Consider the following 7206-nt stretch of genomic DNA (forward strand, 5'->3'; position numbering starts at 1 on the left):
GTCGTCGCGGCAGGTCCAGTGCGTGACGTCGATGGCCGCTTCGGTGGGGCCGTACAGGTTGTAGAGGCCCGCCTTCGGAAGCCGCCGGAACACGGCGGCTTGCGCCTCGGCTGGCAACGCTTCGCCGCTGCAGACGATGCGCTTCAGTGAGGTGCAAGTCTCCACGCCGTCATGCGCCAGGAAGGCCTGCAGCATCGACGGCACGAAGTGGATCGTGGTGACTTGGTGCTCGTTGATGAGCGCGACCAGCCGCTGCGGATCGCGGTGATCGCCGGGCGCCGCGATGGCCAAGCGAGCGCCTTCGGCCAGCGCCCAGAACAGTTCCCACACCGAGACGTCGAAGCTCAGCGGCGTCTTCTGCAACACCGTGTCGGCCGCGCTCAGCGCGTAGGCGCGCTGCATCCAGGCCAGCCGGTTGTGCAGCGCGACGTGGCGGTTGGCCGCGCCTTTGGGCCGGCCCGTCGAGCCGGAGGTGTAGATCACGTAGGCGAGGTTCTCGCCGTGGACCTCGACTTCGGGATTCGCGAGCGATGCGCCCAAGCGTTCATCGGCACTCTCCGCGGCGTCTATGTCGACCAAATCGACACCCTCCCCGACGGGCAGCTTCGCGCGCAGGTGCGGCTGCGTCAGCACCAACGACACGCCGCTGTCCTCGAGCATGTAGGCCAGCCGATCGGCGGGAAGCTCCGGGTCGAGCGGCACGTAGGCGCCGCCGGCCTTCAGGATGGCCAGCACGCCGATCATCATCTCCAACGAGCGCTCGACGGCCAGTCCCACGCGCGAGTCCGGGCGCACGCCCAGCGCGATGAGCCGATGCGCCAGGCGGTTCGCACGCGCATTGAGCTGACCGCGAGTCAGCGCGCTCTGCCCAAAAACCAGCGCCGGTGCATGCGGATCGATCGCCGCTTGGCGCTCGATGAGACGGTGCATCGGCACGGCCTCCGCCACCTCATCGCCATTGACGCTCAGGCGCTCCAGCCGCTTGAGCTCCTCCGGCGACATCAGCGCCACGTCGCCGACGGCTCGCTCCGGCGTCGCGCTGATCGCTTCCAGCATGGCCACGAAATGCCCCACCATCCGCTCGATCGCCGCTGGCTCGAACAGCTCCGCCGCATAGCTGAAGCTCGCGCGCACCGTGCCCTCCGCGGTCTCGGTCGTCGTCAGCATCAACTCGAACTGGGCCGCCTGCTCCCCCAGCGCGTACGGCGTCAATCGCAATCCGGGCAGCGCCATGGGCCCCTGCGCGCCCGCGCTGCCATGGTTGAACATCACCTGGAACAGCGGATGCACGCCCGGCGTGCGCTCAAGCTGCAGCGCATCCACCAGTTGCTCGAACGGCAGATCCTGATGCGCCTGCGCGCCCAGCGCCGACTCCCGCGCCTGATCGAGCACCTCGCCCAGCGACCGGCGTCCGTCCACGCGGTTGCGCAGCACCTGCGTGTTGACGAAGAAGCCGACCACGCCTTCGGTTTCGACCCGCTGCCGGTTGGCGACCGGCACGCCGACGCGCACCTCCGCCAGCCCCGCATGGCGGCCGAGCACCGCCTGATAACCGGCGAGCAGCGCCATGAACAGGGTCGCCCCCTGCGCCTGCGCGCGTGCCCGCAGGCCGCCCACCAGCGCCGCCGGCAGCTCCACGCCATGCTGCGCCGCCCGATAACGCCCATCGGCCCGCCGCGGGCGATCCGTCGGCAGCTGCAGCACCGGCTGCTCGCCGCCGAGCTGCGCCACCCAGTACGCCAGCTGCCGCTCCCGCTCGCCGGCCTCCAGCCAGTGCCGCTGCCACGCGGCGTAGTCGGCGTACTGGATGGGCAGCGCGGGCATCGACGGCGTCTCGGCGCGGACCCGAGCGCCGTACTGCGCGATGAACTCGTCGACGATGACCTTCATCGACCAGGCGTCCGACACGATGTGATGCATCACGACGACGAGCACCTGCCGCCGCGCGCCTTGGCGCAGCAAGGCCACCCGTAGCAGCGGGCCCCGCTCGAGGTCGAACGGCGTGTCGACCAGCCGGCGGACCTCCGCGCGGGTGCGGGACTCGATCGCATCATTGCCCTCGCAGCCCTCGCTGCCCTTGGCGCCCTCACCGCCCTCACCGCCATCGCCCTCCCGCAGGTCGATCATCTCCAACCCGAAGCCGATGTCGCCGGCGGCGTGGACCCTCTGGACGACCTGTCCCTGGGCATCCGCATGGAAGGTCGTCCGCAGCGATTCATGGCGCGCCACCAGCGCCGCGAAGCTGTCGCGCATCGCGGTGGCATCCACCTCGCCCTCGAGCGTCAGCGCGCCGGACAAGTGATACGCGGTGCTGGTCCGATCCAGCGTCCACAGGAACCACTGCCGCAATTGCGCGAACGACAGCGGGCGCGCCTCGAGCGGCGCCGGCACGATCGGCAGCATCGCGAAGTCGATGCCCTGCGCCTTGAGCGCCTGCAGGAAGCCCCGCTGCTTCTCCGCCGGCAGACGCGCGAAGCGCTCGGCCAGCGCGCGCCGTGGATCGGCGGATGGTGCGATCGGAGCCTGGGCCGTGGCCGCGTGGGTCGTCGTGACCGTGTCGTCTTTGTCGAGGGTGCTCATTCAGTTCTCCCAGGTATCCAGCAGCGCGGCCATGCGATCGAGGTCCGCGCCCTGCGCGGCGGCCAGCGCCTCGCTCTCGCGCTGCACGCGCGCTGCGGCATCGGCGAGCGTCGGGCTCTCGAAGTACGCGCGCAGCGGCAGTTGCACGCCAAAGTGCCGCTGCACCTTCATCTGCAGCTTCATCAAGGCCAGCGAGTGGCCGCCCAATTCGAAGAAGTTGTCGTCGCGCCCGACGCGCTCCACGGCCAGCGTCTCGGCCCACAGCGCGGCGAGCGCCGTCTCCGTTTCGCCGCGCGGGGGCTCATGCGGGCGTCCGGCATCGGCCTGCGGCGCGGGCAGCGCCTTGCGGTCGACCTTGCCGTTGGGGTTCAGCGGCAGCGCGTCCAGCACGATGAAGAGCCCCGGCACCATGTGGTCCGGCAGCACCCGGGCCAGGCCCTCGCGAAGCGCGCGTGGATCCAGCGCGTGGGCAGGAAGCGGCGAGACGTAGGCCACCAGCCGCGCGCCCCCCGCCCCTTCGGCCGCGACGGCGACAGCCTCGCGCACGCCCGCCTGCAGCCGCAGCTGCGACTCCACCTCGCCCAGTTCGATGCGGAAGCCGCGCACCTTCACCTGGTGGTCGATGCGGCCGAGGTATTCGAGCTGCCCTTCTTCGTTCCAGCGGACGAGGTCGCCCGTGCGGTACATCCGCCCGCCGGTGGCGTCGAAGGGATCGGCGACGAAACGTTCGGCGCTCGCGCCGGGCCGGCCAAGGTATCCCCGCGCGAGACCGCCGCTCAGGTAGAGCTCGCCCGGCACGCCCGGCGGGCAGAGATTGAGGTCAGCGTCGAGCACGCGCGCCTGCCGGTCCCCGACCGGCTTGCCGATGGGCATGTAAGGCGCGGCGAATCGCTCGCCCGCCAGCGCGATGCCGACGGTCGGGGTGATGACGGTCTCGGTCGGGCCGTAGCCGTTGATGATGCGCGGCGGCTTCAGCACCGATTGCACGAGGTCGAGGTTGGCGCGCGACATCGCCTCGCCGCCGACCGTGTAGGACCGGATCGGCAGCCGGCTGCCGGCCTCGCCGATCAGCTCGGCCATCTGCGTCAGATAGCCCGGCGTGAAGCAGGCGATGGTGATGCCGTGGCGCTCGATCTCGGCGGCGGTGCGTTCCACCGGCCACAGTTCCTGGTCACGCGGCATCAGCGCCGCGCCGAAGGCCAGCGGCACCCAAGTGCGCTCGTGCGCGCCGTCGAAGGCGATCGACGCGAACTGCAGTTCGCGGTCGGCCGGCGTCATGCCGTAGACCTCGCCGATCGATTGCACGTGCATCGCCAGCGGGCCGTGCGTGACCGCCACGCCCTTGGGACGGCCGGTCGATCCGGAGGTGTAGATGACGTAGGCCAGGTGCTCCGGGTGGATCTCGACGGCGGGATTCGACTCGGCGCCGGTGAAGGTGTCCTCGCCGTCCAGCGCCAGCACCGCGAGGCCGTCGGTCGACGGTAGCCGCGCCGCGAGCGCCTGCTGCGTCAGCAGCAGCCGGATGCCGCTGTCCTCGACCATGTAGGCCAGCCGCTCGGCCGGATAGGACGGGTCCAGCGGCACGTAGGCCGCGCCGGCCTTGAGGATGGCAAGCAGCGCCACCACCATGTCCATCGACCGCTGCACGGCCAGGCCGACGCGGTCCTCGGGGCGGATACCGAGCGCGATCAGGCGATGGGCCAGACGGTTGGCGCGGGTGTTGAACTGCGCATAGCTGAACTGCTCGTCGCCGAAGATCAGTGCGACCGCGTCGGGGTGCTCGACGGCCTGGCGCTCGACAAGGCGGGGCACCGGCGGCGTGCCGTCGAAGCGCGGCACCGGGACGCCCCAGCGGGACAGGCGCGCGCGGGCGGCGTCGTCCAGGACGTCCAGCGCGCACAGGGCCTGCGCGGGTCGATGCGTCAATGCATCGACCAGGCTGCTCACCGCCGCGTGCATCAGCGCGCAGACCTGCTCGGGATCCAGCGATTCATGCACCTGCGCGACGAGGCCGAAGCCTTCACCGTCGTCGTCCACCGACAGGCCGAAGGGATAGTTCGATCGTTCCTGGGCGGCATCGATCTCCATGCCGTCCCAGGCGGCGGAGGACACATCACGGCGTCGGTGGGCGTGCCGGTAGTTCAGCAGCGCCGAGAACAGCGGCGTGCCGCCCGCCAGTCCGCTGCAGCGCTGCGCCAGCGACAGGCTGGCGTGCTCATGACGCAGCAGCGCGGACAGCGCCGCGTGGGCGTCGCGCAGCCCCTCGGCGACGGACTGGTCGCCGACCCGCAGGCGCAGCGGCAGCGTGTTGATGGACAGGCCCAGCGCGCGCGCCGCGCCGTCGTCGACCTGCAGGCGGCCAAGCAGCACGGTGCCGAAGACCACGTCGGTCCGGCCGCTCGCGCGGCCCAGCACCAGGGCCCAGGCGAGATGGAACAGCGCCGCGACACCCACGCCCTGTTGACGCGCCATGCGACGCGCCTGACTGGCCAGCGCGGCAGGCAGTGCCAGTCGCGACTGGCGCAGCCGCGATCCGTCGCCGCGCACGTCGGCCACGCCGAAGGGCACGGTGGGTTCGGTCACGTCGCGCAGCATCGCGTCGAAGAAGGCCTCGTGCTCGGCGCGGCTGACGCTGAGGCGGGCGTGCGCGACGAAGCGCCGGAACGGCACCGGCGCGGGCAGCTCGGCCTCGCGATCCTGCTGGATCAGCGCGATCTCCTCGACGACGCCGGCCAGCGTGCTGTGGTCGGTCACCAGGTGGTGGCTGGACAGTTGCAGCAACCAGCGACCACTGCCGGCGTCGAAGCCGGCCACGGCGCGCAGCAGCGGCGCGCGCCGCACGTCGATGCGGCCAGCGCCGGGTCGGGCCAGCGCCTCGAGGCGCTCGGCTACGGGGCCGTCCGTCGGCGAGAGCCAGGCGATGTCCAGGCGGGCCTCGCGGCACACGACCTGCAGCGGTTCTTCCAACCCCTCCCACAGGATCGCGGTGCGCAGGATGTCGTGGCGCGCGATGACGCGATCGAAGCTGTCGATGAACCGGCGCAGCCGCGCTTCGCTGTCGAAGCGCATCAGGTGCGCGGTCACGTAGGCGTCGGTGTCGCGCTGCAAGAGGTGGTGGAAGAGGATGCCTTCCTGCAGCGGCGCCAGCGGGTAGATGTCCTGGATGTTGGCCGCGCCGCCGGGGATCGCCGCTTCGATGCGGCGGATCGCGGCCGCGTCGAGGTCGACCAGGGTGAGCATCTCCGGATGGATCTCGGTGCAGTCGTCGGGGATGCGGTTGGGAGGCACGACGATGTCGAGCGGCGCCGCGTCGGCTGAACGGGCCGCTTCGGCAGCGACGGTCAAATCCGCGGCCCTGCTCGCCTGTGGGTCGATCGACTGCGCGAAGGCTGCCAGCTCTGGATGAAGGAACAGCTGCCGCACCTGCGCGCGAAGGCCTCGGCCGCGCAGTTGATCGAGCACCTTCAGCGCCAGCAGCGAGTGGCCGCCCAGCGAGAAGAAGTTGTCGCGGCGGCCGACCTGGTCGGTCGGCAAGCCCAGCACGTCGGCCCAGACCGCGGCGATGGCGGTCTCGACCTCGCCCTGCGGCGCCTCGTAGGCGGCTGTCGATGCGGTATGGAGGTCCGGCGCCGGCAGCGCCTTGCGATCGACCTTGCCGCTGGGGTTCAGGGGCAGCGTGTCGAGCACGACGATCGCGCTGGGGACCATGTACTCCGGCAAGGCCCGGCCGAGCGCCTCGCGCAGGATGTCGGTGTCGCGTGCGCCTTCGGGCTGCGCCGTCGCTCCGGGTTCCGGGAACGCCCCCGCGTGCGCGGAGACGTATGCCACCAACCTCGCGCCGCTGGGCGCCTGCAGCGCCACGACCACGGCCTCGCGCACGCCGGGCTGCGCGAGCAACTGCGCTTCGATTTCGCCCAGCTCGATCCGGAAGCCGCGGATCTTGACCTGATGATCGATGCGGCCGAGGTAGTCGAGCTGCCCTTCGGCGTTCCATCGCACCAAGTCCCCGGTGCGATAGAGCCGGCTGCCGTCGGTGGCCATCGGATTGGCGACGAAGCGCTCGGAAGTTAGGCCGGCGCGATCGTGATAACCGCGCGCCAGGCCGATGCCTCCCAGGTACAGCTCGCCTGGAACACCCGGCGGCACTGCGTTGAGGTCGCCATCGAGCACCCATGTCGAGATGCCGGTGATCGGCGCGCCGATCGGGACTTGGGTGCGGCTGTCGTCGCGGCAGGTCCAGTGCGTGACGTCGATGGCCGCTTCGGTGGGGCCGTACAGGTTGTAGAGGCCCGCCTTCGGAAGCCGCCGGAACACGGCGGCTTGCGCCTCGGCTGGCAACGCTTCGCCGCTGCAGACGATGCGCTTCAGTGAGGTGCAAGTCTCCACGCCGTCATGCGCCAGGAAGGCCTGCAGCATCGACGGCACGAAGTGGATCGTGGTGACTTGGTGCTCGTTGATGAGCGCGACCAGCCGCTGCGGATCGCGGTGATCGCCGGGCGCCGCGATGGCCAAGCGAGCGCCTTCGGCCAGCGCCCAGAACAGTTCCCACACCGAGACGTCGAAGCTCAGCGGCGTCTTCTGCAACACCGTGTCGGCCGCGCTCAGCGCGTAGGCGCGCTGCATCCA

At 70.9% G+C, this 7206-nt stretch carries 2 protein-coding genes; both read right to left on the bottom strand.

Annotated elements, in window-relative coordinates; all coding sequences use genetic code 11:
* A partial coding sequence (locus ACTJKJ_RS27210; RefSeq protein ID WP_440823295.1) for a condensation domain-containing protein occupies positions 1–2580 on the bottom strand: 2580 nt, incomplete at its 3' end.
* Positions 2581–7206 (bottom strand): amino acid adenylation domain-containing protein (locus ACTJKJ_RS27215; RefSeq protein WP_440823297.1); only part of this gene is annotated, 4626 nt, incomplete at its 5' end.

The sequence above is a fragment of the Roseateles sp. 22389 genome, assembly GCF_052044995.1.
In the GTDB taxonomy this organism is placed as follows: Bacteria; Pseudomonadota; Gammaproteobacteria; order Burkholderiales; family Burkholderiaceae_C; genus Roseateles.